Origin of the sequence: Achromobacter sp. Root170 (assembly GCF_001428165.1) — a bacterium.
Classification (GTDB): Bacteria; Pseudomonadota; Gammaproteobacteria; order Burkholderiales; family Burkholderiaceae_B; genus Achromobacter; species Achromobacter mucicolens.
Genome location: NZ_LMHN01000011.1, coordinates 1 through 23,244 on the forward strand (window position 1 = coordinate 1; position 23,244 = coordinate 23,244).

General features: G+C 62.9%; 18 protein-coding genes, 1 tRNA gene and 1 pseudogene. 4 read left to right on the plus strand and 16 right to left on the minus strand.

The annotated features are described in order from the left end of the window. The 5 genes from ASD87_RS10155 to ASD87_RS10175 all read right to left on the minus strand — a co-directional run. Positions 1 to 97 (minus strand): GTP-binding protein (locus ASD87_RS10155; RefSeq protein WP_033470817.1); only part of this gene is annotated, 97 nt, incomplete at its 3' end. A gap of 77 nt (positions 98 to 174) precedes the next feature. Then, positions 175 to 2,277 (minus strand): elongation factor G, encoded by a 2,103-nt coding sequence (gene fusA / locus ASD87_RS10160; protein ID WP_056320702.1) that lies wholly within the window; start codon positions 2,275 to 2,277, stop codon positions 175 to 177. A gap of 18 nt (positions 2,278 to 2,295) precedes the next feature. Further along, positions 2,296 to 2,766, minus strand: coding sequence for a 30S ribosomal protein S7 (gene rpsG, locus ASD87_RS10165; protein ID WP_006389600.1), 471 nt, complete (start codon positions 2,764 to 2,766; stop codon positions 2,296 to 2,298). Between the two features lie 166 nt (positions 2,767 to 2,932). After that, on the minus strand, positions 2,933 to 3,310 hold the full coding sequence (gene rpsL, locus ASD87_RS10170; protein ID WP_005017264.1) for a 30S ribosomal protein S12: 378 nt from the start codon (positions 3,308 to 3,310) through the stop codon (positions 2,933 to 2,935). A gap of 559 nt (positions 3,311 to 3,869) precedes the next feature. Continuing rightward, entirely contained in the window at positions 3,870 to 4,571 is a 702-nt protein-coding gene (locus tag ASD87_RS10175; RefSeq protein ID WP_056320703.1) for a response regulator transcription factor, read from the minus strand. 260 nt (positions 4,572 to 4,831) lie between these two features. On the opposite strand from ASD87_RS10175, the gene ASD87_RS10180 reads away from it, so the two are divergent. The 3 genes from ASD87_RS10180 to ASD87_RS10190 are packed head-to-tail and all read left to right on the plus strand — an operon-like array spanning position 4,832 to position 9,003. Then, entirely contained in the window at positions 4,832 to 5,548 is a 717-nt protein-coding gene (locus ASD87_RS10180; RefSeq protein WP_056320705.1) for a response regulator transcription factor, read from the plus strand. Between the two features lie 34 nt (positions 5,549 to 5,582). After that, entirely contained in the window at positions 5,583 to 6,689 is a 1,107-nt protein-coding gene (locus ASD87_RS10185; protein ID WP_056320710.1) for a FecR domain-containing protein, read from the plus strand. 10 nt (positions 6,690 to 6,699) lie between these two features. Then, positions 6,700 to 9,003 (plus strand): CHASE2 domain-containing protein, encoded by a 2,304-nt coding sequence (locus ASD87_RS10190; protein WP_056320713.1) that lies wholly within the window; start codon positions 6,700 to 6,702, stop codon positions 9,001 to 9,003. Positions 9,004 to 9,012: 9 nt separating this feature from the next. Here the strand turns inward: ASD87_RS10190 and ASD87_RS10195 are convergent, their stop codons facing one another. Continuing rightward, a complete protein-coding gene (locus tag ASD87_RS10195) occupies positions 9,013 to 10,320 on the minus strand; it encodes a hypothetical protein (protein ID WP_056320731.1) in 1,308 nt (435 codons plus the stop codon). Positions 10,321 to 10,476: 156 nt separating this feature from the next. Between ASD87_RS10195 and ASD87_RS10200 the strand changes: the two genes are divergently transcribed. Continuing rightward, on the plus strand, positions 10,477 to 10,872 hold the full coding sequence (locus ASD87_RS10200; protein ID WP_056320715.1) for a TssQ family T6SS-associated lipoprotein: 396 nt from the start codon (positions 10,477 to 10,479) through the stop codon (positions 10,870 to 10,872). A gap of 114 nt (positions 10,873 to 10,986) precedes the next feature. Here the strand turns inward: ASD87_RS10200 and rpoC are convergent, their stop codons facing one another. The 10 genes and pseudogenes from rpoC to ASD87_RS26560 all read right to left on the minus strand — a co-directional run. Continuing rightward, positions 10,987 to 15,231, minus strand: a complete 4,245-nt coding sequence (gene rpoC, locus ASD87_RS10205) for a DNA-directed RNA polymerase subunit beta' (RefSeq protein WP_056320718.1) — start codon at positions 15,229 to 15,231, stop codon at positions 10,987 to 10,989. Continuing rightward, on the minus strand, positions 15,231 to 19,343 hold the full coding sequence (gene rpoB, locus ASD87_RS10210; RefSeq protein WP_056320721.1) for a DNA-directed RNA polymerase subunit beta: 4,113 nt from the start codon (positions 19,341 to 19,343) through the stop codon (positions 15,231 to 15,233). The genes rpoC and rpoB overlap by 1 nt, the downstream gene beginning before the upstream one ends. Before the next feature lie 161 nt (positions 19,344 to 19,504). After that, on the minus strand, positions 19,505 to 19,885 hold the full coding sequence (gene rplL, locus ASD87_RS10215) for a 50S ribosomal protein L7/L12 (RefSeq protein WP_008157777.1): 381 nt from the start codon (positions 19,883 to 19,885) through the stop codon (positions 19,505 to 19,507). A gap of 81 nt (positions 19,886 to 19,966) precedes the next feature. Further along, entirely contained in the window at positions 19,967 to 20,491 is a 525-nt protein-coding gene (gene rplJ, locus ASD87_RS10220) for a 50S ribosomal protein L10 (protein WP_056320723.1), read from the minus strand. Positions 20,492 to 20,764: 273 nt separating this feature from the next. Beyond that, positions 20,765 to 21,466 carry a 50S ribosomal protein L1 gene (gene rplA / locus ASD87_RS10225; RefSeq protein WP_056320726.1) on the minus strand — a complete coding sequence of 234 codons (702 nt, stop codon included), beginning with the start codon at positions 21,464 to 21,466 and terminating at the stop codon, positions 20,765 to 20,767. Positions 21,467 to 21,468: 2 nt separating this feature from the next. Then, positions 21,469 to 21,900, minus strand: coding sequence for a 50S ribosomal protein L11 (rplK, locus tag ASD87_RS10230; protein ID WP_056320728.1), 432 nt, complete (start codon positions 21,898 to 21,900; stop codon positions 21,469 to 21,471). 63 nt (positions 21,901 to 21,963) lie between these two features. After that, on the minus strand, positions 21,964 to 22,497 hold the full coding sequence (gene nusG, locus ASD87_RS10235; protein WP_006389586.1) for a transcription termination/antitermination protein NusG: 534 nt from the start codon (positions 22,495 to 22,497) through the stop codon (positions 21,964 to 21,966). Positions 22,498 to 22,506: 9 nt separating this feature from the next. Beyond that, a complete protein-coding gene (gene secE, locus ASD87_RS10240) occupies positions 22,507 to 22,887 on the minus strand; it encodes a preprotein translocase subunit SecE (RefSeq protein WP_046806052.1) in 381 nt (126 codons plus the stop codon). Between the two features lie 64 nt (positions 22,888 to 22,951). After that, positions 22,952 to 23,027: transfer RNA gene (locus tag ASD87_RS10245), tRNA-Trp, on the minus strand. Between the two features lie 118 nt (positions 23,028 to 23,145). Continuing rightward, a pseudogene (locus ASD87_RS26560) lies at positions 23,146 to 23,244 on the minus strand (elongation factor Tu); the annotation flags it as partial.

The window sequence follows — 23,244 nt, forward strand, 5'->3', positions numbered from 1 at the left end:
TGATCGCCGCCGTCAACGTCGTTTTGCCGTGGTCAACGTGACCAATCGTACCCACGTTCACGTGCGGCTTGGTACGTTCAAACTTGCCTTTTGCCATGATCTCTATCCTTTGACTTTCAAGGAAACTTGATATCTGCCGGGGCCGTCCAGTTGGACGGACCCGGCAAGGGTTATTTACTTGGCCCGAGCGGCGATGACTTCGTCAGCGACGTTCTTGGGGGCCTCGGAGTAATGCTTGAATTCCATCGTGTACGTGGCACGGCCTTGCGTCAGCGAACGCAGGTTCGTGGCGTAACCGAACATCTCGGCCAGGGGCACTTCGGCCTTGATGGTCTTACCACCGCCGACCATGTCATCCATGCCTTGGACCATGCCGCGACGCGAGGACAGATCGCCCATCACGGTGCCAGCGTAGTCTTCCGGCGTTTCGACTTCGACGGCCATCATCGGTTCCAGCAGCACGGGGCTAGCCTTGCGCATGCCTTCCTTGAATGCCATCGAACCGGCCATCTTGAACGCGTTTTCGTTCGAGTCCACATCGTGGTACGAACCGAAGAACAGGGTGACCTTGACGTCCACGACCGGGTAGCCGGCCAGGATGCCCGAAGGCAGCGTTTCCTGGATGCCCTTGTCCACCGCGGGGATGTATTCGCGAGGAACCACACCGCCCTTGATGGCGTCGACGAATTCGTAGCCACCGCCAGGAGCGAGGGGCTCGACCTTCAGGACCACGTGACCGTACTGGCCGCGACCGCCCGACTGCTTGACGAACTTGCCTTCGACTTCTTCGCAGACCTTGCGGATCGTTTCGCGGTAGGCCACCTGCGGCTTGCCGACGTTGGCTTCCACGCCGAATTCGCGCTTCATGCGGTCGACCAGAATTTCCAGGTGCAGCTCGCCCATGCCGGAAATGATGGTTTGGCCGGATTCTTCGTCGCTGCGCACGCGGAACGACGGATCTTCCTGAGCCAGACGCGACAGCGCCAGACCCATCTTTTCCTGGTCAGCCTTCGACTTCGGCTCGACGGCCTGCGAAATCACGGGCTCCGGGAAAATCATGCGTTCGAGCAGGATGTGGGAGTCGATGTCGCACAGCGTTTCGCCGGTGGTCACGTCCTTCAGGCCGACCACGGCGGCGATGTCGCCCGCCAACACTTCCTTGATTTCTTCGCGGTTGTTCGCGTGCATCTGCAGAATGCGGCCGATACGTTCCTTCTTGCCCTTGATGGGGTTGTAGACCGTATCGCCCGACTTCAGGACGCCCGAGTACACACGCACGAAGGTCAATTGACCCACGAACGGATCGCTCATCAGCTTGAATGCCAGGGCCGAGAACTTCTCGGAGTCGTCGGCATTGCGCTGGATGGCGTTGCCATCGTCGTCCTGACCGTCGACCGGGGGAATGTCCACGGGCGAAGGCAGGTAGTCGATGACCGCGTCCAGCATGCGCTGCACGCCCTTGTTCTTGAAGGCGGTGCCGCACAGCATCGGCTGGATTTCGCCAGCGATGGTGCGTTGACGGATGGCCAGGTTGATTTCAGCTTCTTCCAAGGAACCCGTTTCCAGGTACTTGTTCATCAGCTCTTCCGACGACTCGGCAGCAGCCTCAACCAGCTTTTCGCGCCATTCGTTCGCCAGACCTTCCAGCTCGGCCGGAACGTCCTTGTAGTCGAACTTGGTGCCTTGGCTGGCTTCGTCCCAAATGATCGCCTTCATCTTGACCAGGTCGACCACGCCTTGGAACGTGTCTTCGGCGCCGATGGGAATGACGATCGGCACGGGATTGGCGCGCAGGCGGTTCTTCAGCTGGTCATAGACCTTGAAGAAGTTGGCGCCGGTGCGGTCCATCTTGTTGACGAAGGCCAGACGCGGCACGCCGTACTTGTTGGCTTGGCGCCACACGGTTTCGGACTGGGGCTGAACACCGCCCACCGCGCAGTAGACCATGCAAGCACCGTCCAGGACGCGCATGGAACGTTCCACCTCGATGGTGAAGTCCACGTGTCCCGGGGTGTCGATGATGTTGATGCGGTGCTCGGGGTAGTTGCCGGCCATGCCACGCCAAAACGCCGTCGTAGCAGCCGACGTAATGGTGATGCCACGCTCTTGCTCCTGCTCCATCCAGTCCATGGTGGCTGCGCCATCATGCACTTCGCCAATCTTGTGATTGACGCCGGTGTAGAACAGGATACGTTCGGTCGTGGTGGTCTTCCCTGCATCGATGTGCGCAGAGATACCAATGTTGCGATAGCGCTCGATCGGGGTTTTGCGGGCCATGGTGGATTAATCCTTAAATTACCAGCGGAAATGGCTGAAGGCCTTGTTGGCCTCTGCCATCTTGTGCGTGTCTTCGCGCTTCTTCATCGCGGCGCCACGACCTTCGGAGGCGTCGATCAGTTCGCCAGCAAGACGCAGATCCATCGACTTCTCGCCACGCTTCTTGGCGGCTTCACGGAGCCAACGCATAGCCAGGGCCAGGCGGCGCACGGGGCGCACTTCAACCGGCACTTGGTAGTTGGCACCGCCAACGCGGCGGCTCTTCACTTCGACGATCGGCTTGATGTTGTTGATCGCCAGGCTGAACACCTCGATCGGCTCCTTGCCGGTCTTGGTGGCGACTTGCTCGAGGGCGCCGTAAACGATGCGCTCGGCGACGGCCTTCTTGCCGTCCAGCATGACGACGTTCATGAACTTGGCGAGCTCGACGCTGCCGAACTTGGGATCGGGCAGAATCTCGCGCTTGGGTACTTCGCGACGACGGGGCATTGTTGCTTCCTTGTGTCTGTTCAGTTGAACCGTGTTTCATTACACGGCCATGGCCGCCCATTGGGACGACCCCTTACGTGCCGCGCACCTTCCCATCATCTGGATGGCGCGGTCGCACTTCCCGGGTGACGGACTTCCGTCACGTGGGGGTACTGCTGACTTGTAATTAAGCCTTCTTCGGGCGCTTGGCGCCGTACTTCGAGCGGGCTTGCTTACGGTCCTTGACGCCTTGCAGGTCAAGGGAACCGCGCACGATGTGGTAACGCACACCGGGCAAGTCCTTCACACGGCCGCCACGCACCAGAACCACCGAGTGCTCTTGCAGGTTGTGGCCTTCACCGCCGATGTACGAAATGACTTCGTAACCGTTGGTCAGACGCACTTTGGCAACCTTACGCAGAGCGGAGTTCGGCTTCTTGGGGGTGGTGGTGTACACGCGGGTGCACACGCCGCGGCGTTGCGGGCAGTTTTCGAGCGCGGGGCTCTTGCTTTTGATGATGCTGACTTCGCGCGGCTTGCGCACGAGTTGGCTAATGGTAGGCATGACCTTTGAAATCCCTTTTACGTACCACTGGTAAGTACTTACGTACTCGTCTCCTGGAGCGGGTGAGCTTTCGGAGAAGGCAGTTCGCGCAAAACCGCCTCAAACGTTCAAATACGTAAAAGAGCGGGCTTGCCAACAAACCATGACAAACGCACAAAATCGGGGGCAGCCAGAAAAACAGTTACTACTAGCTGGAGCAAGGACAAAAGGCTCGTGACGCACCTTCGACTATGACCCTGAACTGTCTGCCTGAGCGTGCTGATTTTGCGCGCGAAATAAAGCAGTAAGCCCTTTAGCATAACTGAGATGAAGGGCTACTGTCAAAGTTTTTTGTAAGTGTCGCCAAGCCGCGCGTTGCCGGCAAAAGCCGGGCAGTTGGCTACGGCTGACGAAAAATGGGGCCATGTAAGGGGCAAACCCCGGGGACAAACCCGGCGGACGAACCCGGCGGCAGACCCAGCGGCCAAATCCGGTGCTTGATACCGCAGCGCTCGCGGCGCGAGCTGCGAGCAATCCCTGCCCCACGTTCTGGATTGGAGGAGTGTACCCCCTTGCGCGCTCAGCGATCAGTAAATAGATAGCCGCTGCCGTAGACGGTGCGGATCGGCAACACCACGCCTGCTTGCTCGGCCTTGCGCCGCAACCGGCTGACGATGACGTCGATGCTGCGCGCGCTGCTGGCGCGCGCTCCGCCCCCTTCCGCCTGCAATTCGCTGCCCAGCACGTCGCGGCCCACGGCCTTGCCGGCCACGTTCAGCAACGCCCGAACGATGAGACGTTCGTTGGCAGACAGGGATAGCGTCACGCCAGTCGGCGCGACCAGCGTCCACCCCTGGTCGCGCAGCTCCCATCGCCCGCTGCCCGTCTCGTGCGCGTCGGCCGGTTCAGCGGTGGCGGGCAGCCGGCGCGCGAGGGCGAGAAGGATGCAGACGAGTTCGCGTGGATCCTGGGGGTCTGGCAGACACGCATCGGCGCCGCTCTGAAGACAGCGCAGGCGGTTATCCACGGACATGTTCTTGCCGACGACCACAATGCCTAGCGGCGCGGAGCCATGCAAGCGGGCGACAAGGGCATAGCCGATTTCACCGGATGCGCCGATATCCAGAACCACGGCGTCGAAGTGCCCGCCGCTGAACAGGCCAAACAATTCCAGCGTAGTGGAGCACCCGCGGGCCGAGATGCCGGCCTGCAGCAGCGTGGATACGGACGAACCCCGTACGGCTTCGTCCGGAGACATCACAAGTATGCGCAATTGATTCATATCTGTCCCGATCTGCGTTCCCTCCCCTTGCACCGCCTGCTGTGTCGCGGCTGGTGACATCGTTGGAACAGTGTGGCGCTCGATAACGCAACAACTCCAGTCAAGATTCGTCAACTTTGCAATGTTTGACAGTTCTTGCCATAACGTAGCCGCGGAAGGGTTTTCCCGAGTTATCATTCGTTTACATAAATCCGCCCCCTTCGTTTTGCTAGGTCGCCACACGCGCGCCTGCGCAGCCAACTTTCGCGAGAACTCGTCTAATGAAAATCGCGTCGCTGGAAGACGACCTGGATCAGGCTCGGCGCATCCAGCAGGTTCTGACCGCCGCCGGCTATGCTTGCACCAGTTATCACCAAAGCCGCGATCTGCTCGCGGCTTTGCGTACCGAAGCGTTCGACCTGGTGCTGCTGGACTGGCACCTGCCCGATATCGACGGCGACGACGTTGTCCGCTGGTTGCGCACCCATATCGGCGCGCGCATCCCTGTGATTTTCCTGACCAACCGATCGGCCGAAGATGACCTGGTCGAGGGCCTGCGCGCGGGCGCGGACGACTACATCGTCAAACCGATGCGTCCCCTGGAACTGCTGGCCCGGGTCGCGGCGCTGCTGCGCCGCAGCCAGATCGCCGAGCCCGTGGACCAGACCATCGAAGTCGCGCGATACCGTGTCGATCCCGCCGCACGCGTCGTTACGCTGGACCACGTTGCCATTACGCTGGCGCCGAAGGAATTCGAACTGGCGTTGCTGTTCTTTCGCAACATTGGGCGGCTGATGTCGCGCGATGTGCTGGCCGAGTGCGTCTGGAACCGGGAAATCCCCGCCACCTCGCGCACGCTGGACACCCACTTGTCGAACATCCGGCAAAAGCTCCAGCTTCGTCCGCAGCACGGTGTGCGGCTGACTTCCTCTTATGCACTTGGCTACCGGCTTGAACTGGTCAGCCCGACCGACGACGGCCAGACCCTTTCGCTGTAGCTGCGTTGCCCGACTCCCTGGAGAATCGTTTGCCATGAGCCGCTTCCGCGCGCTTTGTTTGCTTGTCCTGGTTTCCTGCATCACGCTCGCCGCCCCCGCGCGCAGCCAGCCGGCGGGCGCATTGGGCGACGACTTCATCCACCGGGTCCGTCCCGGCGATACGCTGATTGATTTGGCCTCGCGGTACACGCGCAGCCCGGCCAACTGGAACCGGCTGCAGACGCTGAACAAGATCGTCACGCCCGAAACGCTGCCCATCGGGTTGGAGCTGCATATCCCGCTGGCCATGATTCCAGTGCGCGACGCGCAGGCGCAGGTGGTGCACGTGAGCGGCCGCGCAGCCCTGAATGGCAAGCCCGTGCAGCCCGGCACGCCTGTGACCGAAGGCAGCACGCTGGAGACCGCCCCCGACGGCTTCGTCACGCTGCAACTTGCCGACGGATCCCGCCTCACGCTGCCGTCCAGCGGCGCCGTGGACCTTACCCGCCTGCGGCAGTTCGAGGGCACCGCGCTGACGGATTCGGTGATCAACGTGCGCCGCGGCAGCGTGGAATCCAGCGTCGCGCCCGCGGGTCAGGGCGTGGGCCGTTTCGAGATCCGCACGCCGGTTGCGGTGACGGGTGTGCGCGGAACGCGCTTTCGCGTGCAGCGCAGCGCACAGGGCGTGCATAGCGAAGTCTTGCAAGGCAGTGTGCGCCTGCAGGCGCATGCGCCCGGCGACGCGCCCGCCAAACCGGTCGCCGTGGCGCAAGGGTTCGGCGCCGCGGTGGGCGCCGACGGCGCCATGTCGGGCGTACGTCCGCTGCTGGCTGCGCCGCAATTGGGCGAGCCGGTTCGCGCAGGCGGCACGTGGTCGATCCCCTTCGCCCCCGTCGAAGGCGCGCAAAGCTATCTGGTGCGCGTCTCGCGCGATGCCGAAGGCCTGCTGCCCGTTTCTTCCGCGAGCTTTCCGACCCCCGACATCCGCTTTTCCGCCCCCGGGCCCGGCACGTTCTACGTATCGGTGCGCGCCGTCGATGCCATCGGCCTCCACGGAACGGATTCGGTCCAGTCGTTCGAGGGCGCGAACATGCTGATGACGTCGTACGGGCTTGGCGTGGCCAGCGGCTCCGGCGGCCTTGTGACGCTGACTGCGTATTAAGGCACCCGCCATGCCCGACGCCGCCGACTCGCTCGACCGGTCCTGGCGGTCCGGCCTGTGGCTGACATTGGCGCTGGCGGCGTTGGCGGCGTTCCTTGGCGCGTTCAACGGCCTGGGCCGTCTGGACCAGGTCTTCTATGACCGCGCGGTCATGCTGACGGGCAGGCCCGCCGACCCGGATATCCTGATCGTGGCGATCGACGACGCCAGCATCGACGCGCTGGGCCGCTGGCCGTGGCGGCGCGCCATCCACGCCGCCCTGCTCGACCGGCTGACCGGCGCGCGCGCCGTGGGATTGGATCTCATCTTTGCGGAACCCGACAAGGTCAATGCCGACGACGATGCAATTCTTGCAGACAGCATCCGTCGCAATGGGCATACCGTGCTGCCGGTGGTGCTGGACCGCCTGAAGAACCCGACGGCCATCGGATTGCCCATTGCGGAACTGGCGCAAGCGTCCGCCTCCACAGGCTTCATCAATGCGGTCATCGACCCGGACGGCGTCGTGCGCGAAGCCGCCCTCACCGCGCAGTTTGCCGGAGATCGCCGCAACCCCCTGGCCATCTCGATGCTGGAAGTTGGCGGCCAAGCCGGCGAGGCGCAACGTCTGCTCAAGCGCGCCGATGCCGACGGCCGCATCCTGATTCCGTATGCGGGTCCTCCCGGCCATGTGCGGACGGTGTCGTACCTTTCCGTACTGCGCGGCGACTTGCGGCCGGAAGACCTGCGCGGCAAGTATGTGCTCGTGGGTGCGTGGGCCACCGGCCTGGGCGACGATTACCCGACGCCGGTGTCGCACGACGCCAACGGCATATCGGGCGTGGAGATCGTCGCCAACGTCCTGCAGGCCGCGCGCGACGACATCGCATTCCAGCGGCCGCCGGCTGCGTGGGGCGCGCTGTTCGCGGCGTTGCCGGTATTGCTGGCCTGCCTGGCCTTGTGGCGCCTGGCGCCGAAAAAGGCGCTGCTCGTCACCCTTGCGCTGCTTGCCGTCATTCCCGCGGCAGCTTGGCTATTACTGGCCCACGCCTATCTGTGGTTCGCGCCCACCGCGGCGCTGGCGGGCGTGGCGCTGTGCTATCCGCTCTGGAGCTGGCGTAACCAGGAAGCCGCGCTGCGCTATATGGACACGGAGTTGCAGCGTTTGCAGCGCGAGTACCCGCCGATTCTGAACGAAGCCCGCGTGCAGCTTGCCAATCCCAGCGCCTCGCTGGAGAGCCGGGTGGGCGAACTTCGGCGCGCGCTGGCGCGGGTCCGCAACCTGCGGCGGTTCCTGGCTGACGGGCTCGACGGCATGCCCGATGCGACGCTGGTGTTCGACCAGGAAGGCCGCGTGCGATTTCGCAACCAGGCCGCCATCATGTTCTTCCAGCAGCTGGGCATTCGTCCGCCGCGCATCGGCCGGCCGGCGGCGCATCTGCTTGAACACACCTTTGCCGACGACGCTGCGCGGGCGCGCGTGGCCGACGCGCTGAGCGGCCGTCACCCGGCCGATGCGGCTTCGCCCTGGAGCGCCGACCTGGAAGTGCGCGACCGGGCTGGCCGCGACCTGATCCTGAAATGCGCCCCCATCCACACGGCCGAGGGCCAGTTCGCGGGCACCGTGGCCACGCTGACCGACATTTCCAACATCCGTCAGGCCGAGCGGCAGCGCGAAGAGACGTTGCGCTTCATCTCGCATGACATGCGCGCGCCGCAAAGCTCGATCCTCGCATTGGTGGAAATGGCGCAGGAAGGCGGGCAGCAGGACGTTCGGCACGACACGCTCGCGCGCATTGCGCTGCTGGCCAACCGCACGCTCAGGCTGGTCGACGACTTCGTGCATCTGACCCGCGCCGAATCGATGCCGATCAGCACCATCGAACTGGATCTGGGCGGGTTGCTGCAGGACGCCGTCGACGATCTCTGGCCGTCCGCCAGCAAGCGCGGCATCGCATTGGAAGCCAGCACGCCGCTACCGGTCGCTTACACGCGCGGCGAGCAGACACTGCTGATGCGCGCGCTGTGCAATCTGGTCGACAACGCCATCAAATACAGCGCGAGCGGCACGCGTGTCGATTGCAGCATCGATGAGCAGCACGGCTTCTGGTGCGTGCGCATCAAGGACCAGGGTCAGGGCATCGCGGCGCAGGACGTGGCCCGGCTGTTCGAGCCCTTTGCCCGTGTCGGCGCCGACAATCGCGACGACGTTGGCGGTGCGGGGCTGGGACTGGCATTCGTGCATACCGTGGCCGGACGGCACGGGGGGCGAATTGAAGTGCAGAGCGAGCTCGGCGCAGGCTCCGAATTCATCCTGCACCTGCCAAAGGCGTAGGTCGCGATCCTATTGGAAGGTGTGCGAGATGACCGCGGGCTTGCCCGGTCTGACCTCGAGCGTCATGCGAAAAGGCGGCAGGTCTGCGTTGCGCACGACCACCCGATACTTGCCCGGAATCAGCTTGAGCTCCTTCACGGGCGGACTGATTCCCCGCGCCACGCCGTTGATCCAGACTTCGCCCCAGGGGCGGATGTCCACCCGCACGGTGACCGGCACCGGTTTGGGCTTGGGCGCCTCTTCGGCAACGGAAGCTGACGGCGCGGTTTCCTGCGCCGTGGGCGCGGGCGGCGGCTCGGCGGCACTTGGCGAATCCGCCTGCGTGCGCGCAGACGGCGAACCCGGCCCGGCGGTCGGGCCAGTCGCGGTTGCTTGGCCTCCATCGGCGGCGCCGGCCGTCAAGGGCGGCAGGTCGGCGGGCGCTTGCGATGCCGCCGGCGCGGGTTTAGGCGTGGGTGTGGGCGTTGGCGCGGACGCGGGCGCGGCAGGCTGCGGCAAGGGATGCACGACGGGCGGATTAGGCTGTACGACTTCCGAGCGGGTAATCAGCGCATTGGGACTGCCCTTGCCCCAATGGAACCACGCATAGATGCCCGCGCCGATCAGCGCGAGGATCAGCAGCCAGAACAGCAGCGGACCGCGCCGGCGGGCGGGCTCGCGCCGTTGCGCGAAACCGGCCACGGGCGGGGGCTTGGCCGTCTCGACCGATTCGTCTTCCGGCTCGGCCGGTTCGTCGTAAGCGGCGACGCCAAGCAGGCTGGCCAGCTCCGCCAACGACTGCGGGCGCGCCCTGGTGTCCATCGCCAGGCCGGCATCGATGACCCGCAGGAAGTCCTGTCCGTACTTGGGCAGTCCCATGTCGGCCAGCGCTTCGTATTCGTCGTGGGCGCGGCGCTCGGGCGCCGGCGGCGGCCGGCTGCCAATCACGAGCGCGTACGCCACGGCGCACAAGGAATAGATGTCGGTCCATGGTCCGCGCGGCCATTCCACGGAATCCGTGTATAGCTCGAACGGCGCGAAGCCCGCTGCCGGCGTCCTGCTGGCCCGGCGCGAGCGCGCCACCACCAGTTCGGGCAGCAGATGCGCCCGCGCACCTTCATCCATGCCCACGGTTTCGAGCGAGATGTCGCCGCAGATTTCCCCTTGCGCGTGCAAAGCGATAAGCGAAGGCAGAAGGTCGGACAGGAGCCGCTTGATGCGCGATTCCGGCACCCCGCCCGCCGCGCTGGCAGCGATGGCGCTCAATGGGCGAAGCGCCAACGGCGCAGCGCCTGAAAAGGGGCCACGCGGCGTCAACAAGCCGGCCGGTGTAGACATCATCGAAGCTGCGCAGACGCGCCAATAACAGGTTCAGGGGCTATTTAGGCGGAATATTATCCAATCCGCAACGGCAGGACATTGCCGAAAATGTCCGAGCGCATCAGGCTGTGGCACGATAGCGTACCGCGTCACCATCCTACATCTTTGGAAGCCATGAAAATTCGCATCCTGAGCAGTCTGCTTGGCGTATCGGCCCTGTTGGCCGGTTGCACGGGCATCTCCAAATTGCAACCCGAGAGCCCTCCAACGGCCGAAGCCCTGGCCGAGCTGCAGCAGGTGCGCGACCAGTACAGCGCCGGGCGCTACGGCGAAGTCATCCGCGGCGTCGCCCGTTCCGACACCCTGGCCACCTCATCCAAAGCGGTACGCATCGAGGCCTACAAGCTTCAGGCGTTCAGCTACTGCGTCACGCAATATACGCAGCTCTGCGAGGACAGCTTCGCGCGCATCCTGGTTCTGGATCCGGCCTTCGAACTGGCGCCCAACGAAGCTGGCCATCCCGTCTGGGGACCGGCCTTCCAGCGCGCCCGCGCCCAGACGGCCAAATAGTCCTGCCGCACCCTTTCTTTCGCAAGTAAAAAGGCCGCTGATTCTCATCAGCGGCCTTTTGATTTTCAGGCTTGCCCGCGAACCTCGCGGGGCAAGCCTGCCGGAGACTTCCGCTTATTCGGCGGAATCCTCGGTACCCACGTCGGAAGCAGGCGTCTCGGCGTCCGAGCCCACCGTGACCGGCGCGTCCTCGAACGGGTTGGCCTGCTGGCGGGCGGCTTCGCGTTCCGCGGCCTCCAGCAGTTCCTTGTCGCGGCGTGCGTGGTGGTAAGCCAGGCCGGTACCCGCCGGGATGAGGCGGCCGACGATGACGTTTTCCTTCAAGCCGCGCAGGTCGTCGCGCTTGCCCATGATGGCAGCTTCGGTCAGGACCCGGGTGGTTTCCTGGAACGAGGCGGCCGAGATGAACGAGTCGGTCGACAGCGAGGCCTTCGTGATACCCAGCAGCACGTTGTCGTACGTGGCCGGACGCAGGTCGGCAGCCGTGACGCGGTCGTTCTCGTTCAGCAGCTCGGAGCGCTCGACCTGCTCGCCCGGGATGAACTCGGTATCGCCCGCATCGACGATGTTCACACGACGCAGCATCTGACGAACAATCACTTCGATGTGCTTGTCGTTGATCTTCACGCCCTGCAGACGGTAAACGTCCTGCACTTCGTCGACGATGTACGTCGCCAGCTTCTCGATGCCTTGCAGGCGCAGGATGTCGTGGGGATCGGCCGGGCCGTCCACGATCATTTCGCCCTTGTTCACCACCTGGCCGTCGTGCACCAGAACCTGCTTTTCCTTCGGAATCAGGAACTCGTGGCTCACGCCTTCCAGGTCGGTGATGACCAGACGCTGCTTGCCCTTGGTGTCCTTGCCGAACGAAACCGTACCGGTGACGTCGGCGAGCATGCCGGCGTCCTTCGGCGAACGGGCTTCGAACAGTTCGGCCACACGCGGCAGACCGCCGGTAATGTCGCGGGTCTTTTGCGATTCTTGCGGAATACGCGCCAGAACTTCACCCACGGCAACCTGCTGGCCGTCGCGCACCGTGATCAGGGCGCCCACCGGGAACGAGATGTTCACCGAGTGATCGGTGCCGGCGATCTTGACGTCTTCGCCGTTCTCGTTGACCAGCTTGATCTGCGGACGCATGACGATCTTGCCGCCACGGGTCTTCGGCGTGATGACGACGAGCGTCGACAGGCCGGTGACTTCGTCCACCTGCTTGGCAACGGTCACGCCTTCTTCGATGTTCTCGAAGCGGACGGCGCCGCCGTATTCCGACACGATCGGACGGGTCAGCGGATCCCACGTCGCCAGACGCGCGCCGGCCTTCACGGCCTCGCCATCGCCCACCAGCACGGTCGCGCCGTACGGGATCTTGTGGCGTTCGCGTTCGCGGCCGTTGTCGTCGAAGATCGCCAGTTCGCCCGAGCGCGAGATCGCGACACGTTCGCCCTTGGCGTTCGTGACATAACGCATCGTGCTGGCAAAGCCGACCGTACCGGTCGACTTCGTTTCCACCGCGCTGGCCAGAGCCGAACGCGACGCCGCGCCACCGATGTGGAACGTACGCATCGTGAGCTGCGTGCCCGGTTCACCGATGGACTGCGCGGCGATGACGCCGACGGCTTCGCCCTGGTTGACGGACGAACCGCGGCCCAGGTCACGGCCATAGCAATGCGCGCACAGACCATGACGCGTTTCGCAGGTCAGCGGCGTGCGAACCTTGACTTCGTCCACGCCAATGCGGTCGATGGTGTCGACCAGGTCTTCGTCCAGCAGGGTGCCGGCGACGATGGCCGTTTCCTGCGTGTCCGGATTGACGATGTCCACGGCAGCCACGCGGCCCAGGATACGGTCGCGCAACGGTTCGATGACTTCACCGCCTTCGACCAGGGCCTTCATGTTGTAGCCCTGCGAAGTGCCGCAGTCATCTTCCGTAATGACCAGATCCTGCGTCACGTCGACCAGACGGCGGGTCAGGTAACCCGAGTTCGCGGTCTTCAGTGCCGTGTCGGCCAGACCCTTACGCGCACCGTGAGTGGAAATGAAGTACTGGAGTACGTTCAGGCCTTCACGGAAGTTCGCGGTAATGGGCGTTTCGATAATCGAGCCGTCCGGCTTGGCCATCAGGCCGCGCATGCCGGCCAGCTGGCGGATCTGGGCGGCCGAACCGCGGGCGCCCGAGTCAGCCATCATGTAGATGGAGTTGAACGATTCCTGGCGCACTTCCTCGCCGTGACGGTTGGTCACGGGCTCGGTGGCCAGTTGTTCCATCATCGCCTTGCCGACCTTGTCGCCAGCCTTGCCCCAGATGTCCACAACGTTGTTGTAGCGCTCTTGGGACGTGACCAGACCCGACGAGTACTGCTTGTCGATTTCCTTCACTTCGCGGCTGGCTTCGGCCAGGATGCCTTCCTTGGCGGTCGGGATCAGCATGTCGCCCATGGCGATCGAGATACCGCCGCGCGTGGCCAGGCGGAAGCCCGACTGCATCAGCTTGTCGGCGAAGATCACCGTGTCGCGCAGGCCGCAGCGGCGGAACGACTGGTTGATCAGACGCGAGATTTCCTTCTTCTTCAGCGCCTTGTTCAGGACGGTGAAGGGCAGGCCCTTGGGCAGGATCTCGGACAGCAGCGCACGGCCGACCGTCGTCTCGTGACGGCGGATGACCGGTTGCCATTCGCCGTTCTCGTCGCGCTCGTGTTCCTTCAGGCGCACGGTGATGCGGCTTTGCAGCTCAACTTCGTTGTTGTCGTAGGCGCGCTGAACTTCAGCGACGTCCATGAAGAAGATGCCTTCGCCACGGCCGTTGATGCGCTCACGGGTCGTGTAGTACAGACCCAGCACGATGTCCTGCGACGGCACGATCGACGGTTCGCCGTTGGCCGGGAACAGCACGTTGTTCGAGGCCAGCATCAGCGTACGCGCTTCCAGCTGGGCTTCCAGCGACAGCGGCACGTGAACAGCCATCTGGTCACCGTCGAAGTCGGCGTTGAACGCCGCGCAAACCAGCGGGTGCAGCTGGATCGCCTTGCCTTCGATCAGCACCGGCTCGAACGCCTGGATGCCCAGACGGTGCAGCGTCGGCGCACGGTTCAGCATGACCGGGTGTTCGCGGATGACTTCTTCCAGGATGTCCCAGACCACCGGTTCCTGGCTTTCGACCAGTTTCTTGGCAGCCTTGATGGTCGTGGCCAGGCCCATCATCTCCAGACGATTGAAGATGAACGGCTTGAACAGTTCCAGGGCCATCAACTTGGGCAGGCCGCACTGATGCAGCTTGAGCTGCGGACCCACCACGATGACCGAACGGCCCGAGTAGTCGACGCGCTTGCCCAGCAGGTTCTGACGGAAACGACCGCTCTTGCCCTTGATCATGTCGGCCAGCGACTTCAACTGGCGCTTGTTGGCGCCCGTCATGGCCTTGCCACGGCGGCCGTTGTCCAGCAGCGAGTCGACAGCTTCCTGCAGCATGCGCTTTTCGTTGCGCAGGATGATCTCAGGCGCCTTGAGCTCCAGAAGACGCTTCAGGCGGTTGTTGCGGTTGATGACGCGGCGGTACAGGTCGTTCAGGTCGGAGGTCGCGAAGCGGCCGCCGTCCAGCGGCACCAGCGGACGCAGGTCCGGCGGCAGCACGGGCAGCACTTCCATGACCATCCACTCGGCCTTGATGCCGGACTTCTGGAAGCCTTCCAGCACCTTCAGGCGCTTGGAGATCTTCTTGATCTTGGCTTCCGAGCTGGTGGCCTTCAGTTCGCCGCGCAGCGTTTCCACTTCGCGATCAATGTCGATGGTGCGCAGCAGTTCACGCACGGCTTCGGCGCCCATCAGGGCACGGAAGTCGTCGCCGTATTCCTCGGTCTTGGCCAGGAAATCGTCGTCCGACATGATCTGGCCGCGCTTGAGCGGCGTCATGCCGGGTTCGATCACGCACCAGGCTTCGAAGTACAGCACGCGTTCGATGTCGCGCAGGGTCATGTCGAGCACCATGCCCAGACGCGACGGCAGGCTCTTCAGGAACCAGATGTGCGCGACGGGGCTGGCCAGCTCGATATGGCCCATGCGTTCACGGCGAACCTTGGCGACGGTGACTTCAACGCCGCACTTTTCGCAGATCACGCCACGGTGCTTCAGGCGCTTGTACTTGCCGCACAGGCACTCGTAGTCCTTGATCGGGCCAAAGATCTTGGAGCAGAACAGACCGTCACGCTCAGGCTTGAACGTGCGGTAGTTGATGGTCTCGGGCTTGCGAACTTCGCCGTAGGACCACGAACGGATCTTCTCGGGCGAGGCGATGCCGATCTTGATGGCATCGAACTGCTCGTCTTGCGAGACTTGCTTAAAGAGGTCGAGTAGCGCTTTCATTAGTTACGCTCCAAATCCATGTCCAGGGCCAACGAGCGGATTTCCTTGACCAGAACGTTGAACGATTCCGGCATGCCGGCATCGATCACGTGGTCGCCCTTGACGATGTTCTCGTAAACCTTGGTACGACCGTTGATGTCGTCCGACTTCACCGTCAGCATTTCCTGCAGGGTGTAGGCGGCGCCGTATGCTTCCAGCGCCCACACTTCCATTTCCCCGAAACGCTGGCCGCCGAACTGCGCCTTGCCGCCCAGCGGCTGCTGCGTGACCAGCGAGTACGGGCCGGTGGAACGGGCGTGCATCTTGTCGTCGACCAAGTGGTGCAGCTTCAGGTAGTGCATGTAGCCGACCGTCACCGGGCGTTCGAACTGCTCGCCCGTGCGGCCGTCGAACAGCCATGCCTGCGTACGCGAAGGCGTCAGCGCCATGCGTTCGGCGACGTCGTCCGGATAGGCCAGTTCCAGCATCTTGGTGATTTCCTCTTCGGTCGCGCCGTCGAAGACGGGCGTCGCGAACGGCACGCCGTTCTTGAGGTTCTGGGCCATTTCCATGACTTCGTCATCGGTCAGCTCGTCGATGCGCGCGCCGGTGCCGGTCGTGTTGTAGACCTTGTCCAGGTAGGCGCGGACGTTCTTGACCTGCGCCGTGCGCTCGTCACGCAGCATGTCGGCGATGCGATGGCCAACACCCTTGGCAGCCCAGCCCAAGTGAACTTCCAGCACCTGGCCGACGTTCATCCGCGAGGGCACGCCCAGCGGGTTCAGAACGATGTCGGCCGGCGTGCCGTCAGCCATGTGGGGCATGTCTTCCACCGGGGTGATGCGCGACACGACACCCTTGTTGCCGTGACGGCCTGCCATCTTGTCGCCAGGCTGCAGACGACGCTTCACGGCCAGGTAGACCTTGATCATCTTCAGCACGCCCGGGGGCAGCTCGTCGCCCTGCGTCAGCTTCTTGCGCTTCTCTTCGAAGGCCAGATCGAACTGGTGACGCTTCTGCTCGAGCGATTCCTTGGCCTGTTCCAGCACGACGGCGTGCGGCTCGTCGGCCAGACGGATGTCGAACCACTGCCAGCGATCCAGATCGGCCAGGTAGGCCTTGGTGATCGTCGCGCCCTTGGCCAGCTTGCGCGGGCCGCCGTTGACGGTCTTGTTGATCAGCATCTTTTCGATACGATCGAACTGGTCGTTTTCAACGATGCGCAGCTGGTCGTTCAGGTCCTGGCGATAGCGGCGCAGTTCATCGTCGATGATGGACTGGGCGCGCTTGTCGCGCACGATGCCTTCACGCGTGAACACCTGCACGTCGATCACGGTGCCGGTCATGCCCGAGGGCACGCGCAGCGAGGTGTCCTTAACGTCGGACGCCTTTTCTCCGAAGATGGCGCGCAGCAGCTTTTCTTCCGGCGTCAGCTGGGTTTCGCCCTTGGGCGTGACCTTGCCGACCAGCACGTCGTCGGCGCTGACTTCGGCGCCGATGTAGGTGATGCCGGAATCGTCCAGACGGTTCAACTGCGTTTCAGCCAGGTTGCTGATGTCGCGGGTGATTTCTTCCGGTCCGAGCTTCGTATCGCGGGCGACAACGGTCAGTTCCTCGATGTGCACCGAGGTGTAGCGGTCATCCGCCACGACCTTTTCGGAGATCAGGATCGAGTCTTCGAAGTTGTAGCCGTTCCAGGGCATGAACGCGATCAGCATGTTCTGACCCAGGGCGAGTTCGCCCAGGTCGGTCGATGCGCCGTCAGCCAGCACGTCGCCCTTGGCAACGCGGTCGCCACGCTTGACGATCGGACGCTGGTTGATGTTCGTGTTCTGGTTGGAACGCGTGTACTTGATCAGGTTGTAGATGTCGACGCCCACTTCGCCGGCGACGTTTTCTTCGTCGTTCACGCGAATCACGACGCGCTCGGCGTCGACGTGGTCGACCAGACCGCCACGCAGCGCCTGCACGGTGGTGCCCGAGTCAACGGCCACGGTGCGCTCGATACCCGTACCCACGACCGGCTTTTCCGGACGCAGGCAAGGCACGGCCTGACGTTGCATGTTGGCGCCCATCAGTGCGCGGTTCGCGTCGTCGTGTTCCAGGAACGGAATCAGCGAGGCAGCAACCGACACGATCTGCGACGGGGCAACGTCCATGTAGTGCACGTTGGCCGGGGCGGTCAGCATCGTTTCGCCAGCTTCACGGCAGGCGACCAGGTCGTCCACGAAACGGCCTTCTTCGTCGAGCGCGGCGTTGGCCTGCGCGATGACGTAGTGGCTTTCTTCGATGGCCGACAGGTAATCGATCTGCTCGCTGACGCGGCCGTCGATGATCTTGCGGTAAGGCGTTTCCAGGAAGCCGTACTCGTTCAAGCGAGCGTACAGCGCCATGGAGTTGATCAGACCGATGTTCGGGCCTTCCGGCGTTTCGATCGGGCAGACGCGGCCGTAGTGGGTCGGGTGCACGTCGCGGACTTCAAAGCCGGCGCGCTCGCGGGTCAGACCGCCCGGGCCCAGTGCGGAAACACGACGCTTGTGCGTGATTTCCGACAGCGGGTTGGTCTGGTCCATGAACTGCGAGAGCTGGCTCGAACCGAAGAACTCCTTGATGGCAGCCGAGATCGGCTTGGAGTTGATCAGGTCGTGCGGCATCAGGTTTTCGGTCTCGGCCTGGCCCAGACGTTCCTTGACGGCGCGCTCGACGCGCACGAGGCCCGCGCGGAACTGGTTTTCGGCCAGTTCGCCCACGCAACGCACGCGGCGGTTGCCCAAGTGATCGATGTCGTCGATCTGGCCACGACCGTTACGCAGCTCAACCAGCACCTTGATGGTTTCAAGGATGTCTTCGTTGGTCAGCGTCATCGGGCCGGTGATGTCCTCACCACGGCCCAGACGGCTGTTGACCTTCATGCGGCCGACGCGCGACAGGTCGTACGTCTCTTCGCTGTAGAACAGACGCTGGAACAGCGCTTCCACCGCTTCTTCGGTGGGCGGCTCGCCAGGACGCATCATGCGGTAGATGGCAACGCGCGCGGCCATCTGGTCGGCGGTTTCATCGGTGCGCAGCGTTTGCGAGATGTACGGACCGCGGTCCAGGTCGTTCGTGTAGAGCGCCTGGAACTCGCGCACGTTGGCGGCGCGCAGGGCGCCGAGCACGCTTTCCGTGATTTCGTCGTTGGCGTTGGCGATGACTTCGCCGGTATCTTCGTCAACGATGTTCTTGGCCAGCACGCGACCGTACAGGAAATCTTCCGGCACGGAGATGCGCTGGATGCCGCCGGCAGCCAGGTCGCGCAGGTGCTTGGCGTTGATGCGCTTGTCCTTCTCGACGATCACCTTGCCCGAACGGTCGGCGATGTCGAAACGGGCCATTTCGCCCTTCCAACGCTCAGGCACGAATTCCATCATCGCGCCTTCGCTCTTCAGTTCGAAGTTATCGAAGTCGAAGAAGTTGGCCAGGATGGTTTCCGGCGTCATGCCGATGGCCTTGCACAGGATCGTGACAGGCATCTTGCGGCGGCGGTCGACACGGAAAAACAGGACGTCCTTCGGGTCGAATTCGAAGTCCAGCCACGAGCCGCGGTAAGGAATCACGCGGGCCGAGAACAGGAGCTTGCCGGAGCTGTGCGTCTTGCCGCGGTCGTGTTCGAAGAACACGCCAGGCGAGCGGTGCAGCTGCGAAACGATGACACGCTCCGTGCCGTTGATGACGAAGGAACCCGTGCCCGTCATGAGCGGAATTTCGCCCATGTAGACTTCCTGTTCCTTCACTTCCTTCACGGTGGGCTTGCTGACTTCGCGGTCAAGCAGCACCAGGCGGACCTTGGCTCGCAGGGGCGAGGCATAGGTCAGGCCACGTTGCTGACATTCCTTGACATCGAACACCGGTTCGCCGAGCACATAGCTCACGAACTCCAAGCGCGCCATACCGTTGTGACTAACGATCGGGAAAATCGACGAAAACGCCGCCTGCAAACCGTCGGCTACGCGTTCGGACGGGGCGGTATCCGCCTGCAGGAAAGTTAGGTAGGATTGAAGCTGTGTCGCCAAAAGGAAAGGAACGTTTTGAACGTCTTCACGCTTGGCGAAGCTTTTGCGGATGCGCTTTTTTTCGGTGTACGAGTAAGGCATGAGCACTCCGACTCGAGGTTGCATGGGCCGTCAACCACGGCCCCAGGTGATACGACTCCAGGAAACCCCACTGAATGGGCATACCCCCAGTAGGGGTTTCCTGGAAACGCAAAAGCCCGGGGACTGCAAACTGTGCTGTCCCCGGGCAGTTGACGCAGGTCTTACTTGACTTCGACCTTGGCGCCAGCTTCTTCCAGCTTCTTCTTGGCGGCTTCGGCGTCAGCCTTGGCCACAGCTTCCTTGACGGGCTTCGGAGCGCCGTCGACCAGGTCCTTGGCTTCCTTCAGACCCAGACCGGTCAGCTCGCGCACGGCCTTGATGACGCTGACCTTGTTCGCGCCGGCTTCTTGCAGGACGACGGTGAACTCGGTTTGCTCTTCAGCAGCGGCAGCAGCGCCACCAGCGGCGGGAGCAGCGACAGCGACGGCAGCGGCAGCAGCCGACACGCCGAACTTCTCTTCCATTTCCTTGATCAGCTCGGACAGCTCGAGCACGGTCATGCCAGCGATGGCGTCAAGGATTTCAGCTTTGTTAAGTGCCATTTTTCAGAACTCCAAATATTTTGGTAATGCCAGGGTTTGGGTGTCGCTTCGTCGTTCAGCGAATTCCGGACAACAGGGCGATTAGGCCGCTGCCTTCTGGTCGCGCACGGCAGCGAGGCCACGGGCGAACTTGGTCGGAACTTCGTTGAGCGTACGCACGAATTGCGCGATGGGGGCTTGCATGGTGCCAAGCAGTTTCGACAGCAACTCTTCGCGCGAGGGCATGGTGGCCAGGGCCTTCACGCCTTCTTGGTTCAGCAAGTTGTTGGGCAGAGCGCCCGCCTTGATGACCAGCTTATCGTTGCTCTTCGCGAAACCAGCAATGACCTTGGCCGCCGCTACCGGATCAGTGCTGATGCCATAGATCAGCGGACCGGTCAGTTGCTCGGCCAACGGCTCGAAAGCCGTGCCAGCAACAGCACGACGGGCCAGCGAGTTCTTCAGAACACGCAGATACACGCCCGATTCACGCGCAGTTTTGCGCAGTACGGTGACAGAGGCGACGTCCAGACCACGGTACTCAGCGATAACAATCGATTGGGCCTTGGCGACTTCCGCCGAGACTTCCTCGATTACCACCGCTTTCTCTTGACGATTGAGACTCACGGTTTGAACACTCCATCAAAAGACGCCTGGGGCCGGAGCCTTGCGCGTCAACCGAATGCGGCGCCTGGACGAGTTCTTCGGGTAAAGAATTCTTCCTGGGGACGCCGTCTACGCTGGATCCGGACTAGATGAGCTCCGGGATTAAGCGGGGCAGCGGCGATGCTGCTTTCCTTGCGGAAGGACAATCCCTTCCACTGCCCTGCTCCAGCGGTCTTTGACAGCAACATCCGGAGGGGTCCGGATGCAGCCCAAAGTACGTTTACTGCTGTTGGCTTAGTTGGAAGCCGACAGCGAGGCAATTTCCACACGCGCTCCGCCGCCCATCGTGGACGAAACGGCGAGCTTGCGCAGGTAAATGCCCTTGGCAGCTGCGGGACGAGCCTTTTGCAGGGCGTCGACCAGAGCAGCCAGGTTGGTTTGCAGCTGTTCCACGCCGAACGACGCGCGGCCGATCGTTGCGTGGATGATGCCGGCCTTGTCGGTACGGTACTGAACCTGACCGGCCTTGGCGTTCTTCACAGCGGTTGCGACGTCGGGGGTCACGGTGCCGACCTTCGGGTTCGGCATCAGGCCGCGCGGGCCCAGGATCTGACCCAGGGCACCGACGACACGCATCGTGTCGGGCGAGGCGATGACAACGTCAAAGTCCATTTGACCGGCCTTGATGCTGTCGGCCAGGTCGTCCAGACCAACGATGTCGGCGCCAGCGGCCTTGGCGGCTTCAGCCTTGTCGCCTTGGGCGAACACGGCGACGCGGACCGACTTGCCGGTGCCGGCGGGCAGCACGACCGAACCGCGGACCAGTTGGTCCGACTTCTTCGGGTCGATGCCGAGCTGCACGGCCACGTCAATGGATTCATTGAACTTGGCGACGGCGGTTTCCTTGACCAGGGTCAGGGCTTCAGCGACCGGGTACAGCTTGGTGCGGTCGATCTTTTGTGCAATAGCGGCGGCGCGCTTGGACAACTTAGCCATGATTAGATCCCCTCAACCGTGATGCCCATGCTGCGGGCGCTGCCAGCGATCGTGCGCACTGCGGCTTCCAGATCGGCGGCGGTCAGGTCGGGACCCTTGGCCTTGGCGATTTCTTCAGCTTGCGCGCGGGTCAGCGTACCGACCTTGTCGGTATGCGGCTTGGGCGAACCCTTTTGCACGCCGGCGGCCTTCTTGATGAGGACCGTCGCGGGCGGGGTCTTCATGATGAAGGTGAAGCTCTTGTCGGCGAAAGCGGTGATCACCACCGGAATCGGCAGACCAGGCTCCATGCCTTGGGTCTTGGCGTTGAACGCCTTGCAGAATTCCATGATGTTCAGGCCACGCTGACCCAGGGCCGGGCCAATCGGGGGGGAGGGGTTAGCCTTACCAGCCGGTACTTGCAGCTTGATAAAGCCGACGATCTTCTTCGCCATGCTTTGCTCCTTGCGGGTGATATCGCCCTGGCCGATAAGGACAGGGCTCCCCGGGGGTTAGATTCAGGTCTTTTCGACCTGGCTGAAATCGAGCTCGACGGGCGTGGCGCGACCAAAAATGGTGACGGACACACGCACCTTGCTCTTTTCGTAGTTGACTTCTTCGACGTTGCCGTTGAAGTCCGCAAACGGACCTTCCTTGACCCGAACCATCTCGCCCACTTCGAACAGGATCTTGGGGCGGGGTTTCTCGACGCCCTCTTCCATCTGGGAGAGGATCTTTTCGACTTCCTTTTCGGAAATCGGGGTCGGACGATTGCCCGAGCCGCCCAAAAAGCCGGTGACTCGGTTGGTGTTCTTGACCAGGTGCCACGTTTCGTCGGTCAGGTCCATTTCAACCAGGACATAACCGGGGAAAATGCGGCGCTCGGTGATCGACTTCTGACCACCCTTGACCTCGACGACTTCTTCGGAGGGCACAAGGATGCGGCCAAAAGACGTTTGCAGGCCCGCGCGCTCGATGCGCTCATTCAGGGCCTTGTGTACGCTTTTTTCCATGCCGGAGTACACATGGACGACATACCAACGCTTACTCATTTGCCGTCCTTATTTCCAGCCCAGCAGCAGGCCGTAGAGAATCCATTCGATGCCCTTGTCGAGCACCCACATGAAAATGCCCATGACGGCCACGAAGGCAAAAACGATACCCGTCATCTGGGTCGTTTCCTTGCGGGTGGGCCATGCGACACGCTTGACTTCGTTGTAGGACTCGCTGGCAAAGCTCAGGGTACGGCGACCGGGTTCGCTGAACCAGGCGATCGCGGCTGCGATCACGAGGCCGCCGACGAACACACCGATCCGAGCGGGCATCGGCTGCGCGCTAAGCACGGAGAACCCGACGATGCCAGCAATAACGACGAGAACCGCCAGCCCGAGCTTGACCCGGTCGGCGGTACTGGTTACGGTTTCTACGCTGGTATTAGACATATTGCGACGCGAGCCGCCGTGAATGCGTAACTCGCGATGATCTCCCGCGGGTTTATCCTGGCGGTGGCAGGGGCAGTAGGAATCGAACCTACAACCTTCGGTTTTGGAGACCGACGCTCTGCCAATTGAGCTATGCCCCTAAACACATCAAAATCTTGTTCCGCCCTGCATCGGCTCGCGGAACCATACATAGTACTACTTTTACAGCAAAGATGGATAGAGGGGCATGAATGCCCACCCTACCCATCCGGGTATTGCTTACTTCAGGATCTTGGCGACGACGCCGGCGCCGACGGTACGACCGCCTTCACGGATGGCGAAACGCAGACCTTCTTCCATGGCGATCGGGGCCAGCAG

Coding starts and splice junctions, on each gene's coding strand:
- rplA (WP_056320726.1), bottom strand. CDS start 21,466: ATGGCTAAGTTGTCCAAGCGCGCCGCCGCTATTGCACAAAAGATCGAC.
- ASD87_RS10200 (WP_056320715.1), top strand. CDS start 10,477: ATGAAAATTCGCATCCTGAGCAGTCTGCTTGGCGTATCGGCCCTGTTG.
- ASD87_RS10190 (WP_056320713.1), top strand. CDS start 6,700: ATGCCCGACGCCGCCGACTCGCTCGACCGGTCCTGGCGGTCCGGCCTG.
- rpsG (WP_006389600.1), bottom strand. CDS start 2,766: ATGCCCCGTCGTCGCGAAGTACCCAAGCGCGAGATTCTGCCCGATCCC.
- ASD87_RS10175 (WP_056320703.1), bottom strand. CDS start 4,571: ATGAATCAATTGCGCATACTTGTGATGTCTCCGGACGAAGCCGTACGG.
- secE (WP_046806052.1), bottom strand. CDS start 22,887: ATGTCTAATACCAGCGTAGAAACCGTAACCAGTACCGCCGACCGGGTC.
- ASD87_RS10195 (WP_056320731.1), bottom strand. CDS start 10,320: ATGTCTACACCGGCCGGCTTGTTGACGCCGCGTGGCCCCTTTTCAGGC.
- ASD87_RS10180 (WP_056320705.1), top strand. CDS start 4,832: ATGAAAATCGCGTCGCTGGAAGACGACCTGGATCAGGCTCGGCGCATC.
- rplL (WP_008157777.1), bottom strand. CDS start 19,885: ATGGCACTTAACAAAGCTGAAATCCTTGACGCCATCGCTGGCATGACC.
- fusA (WP_056320702.1), bottom strand. CDS start 2,277: ATGGCCCGCAAAACCCCGATCGAGCGCTATCGCAACATTGGTATCTCT.
- rpoC (WP_056320718.1), bottom strand. CDS start 15,231: ATGAAAGCGCTACTCGACCTCTTTAAGCAAGTCTCGCAAGACGAGCAG.
- rpsL (WP_005017264.1), bottom strand. CDS start 3,310: ATGCCTACCATTAGCCAACTCGTGCGCAAGCCGCGCGAAGTCAGCATC.
- rplK (WP_056320728.1), bottom strand. CDS start 21,900: ATGGCGAAGAAGATCGTCGGCTTTATCAAGCTGCAAGTACCGGCTGGT.
- ASD87_RS10185 (WP_056320710.1), top strand. CDS start 5,583: ATGAGCCGCTTCCGCGCGCTTTGTTTGCTTGTCCTGGTTTCCTGCATC.
- rpoB (WP_056320721.1), bottom strand. CDS start 19,343: ATGCCTTACTCGTACACCGAAAAAAAGCGCATCCGCAAAAGCTTCGCC.
- nusG (WP_006389586.1), bottom strand. CDS start 22,497: ATGAGTAAGCGTTGGTATGTCGTCCATGTGTACTCCGGCATGGAAAAA.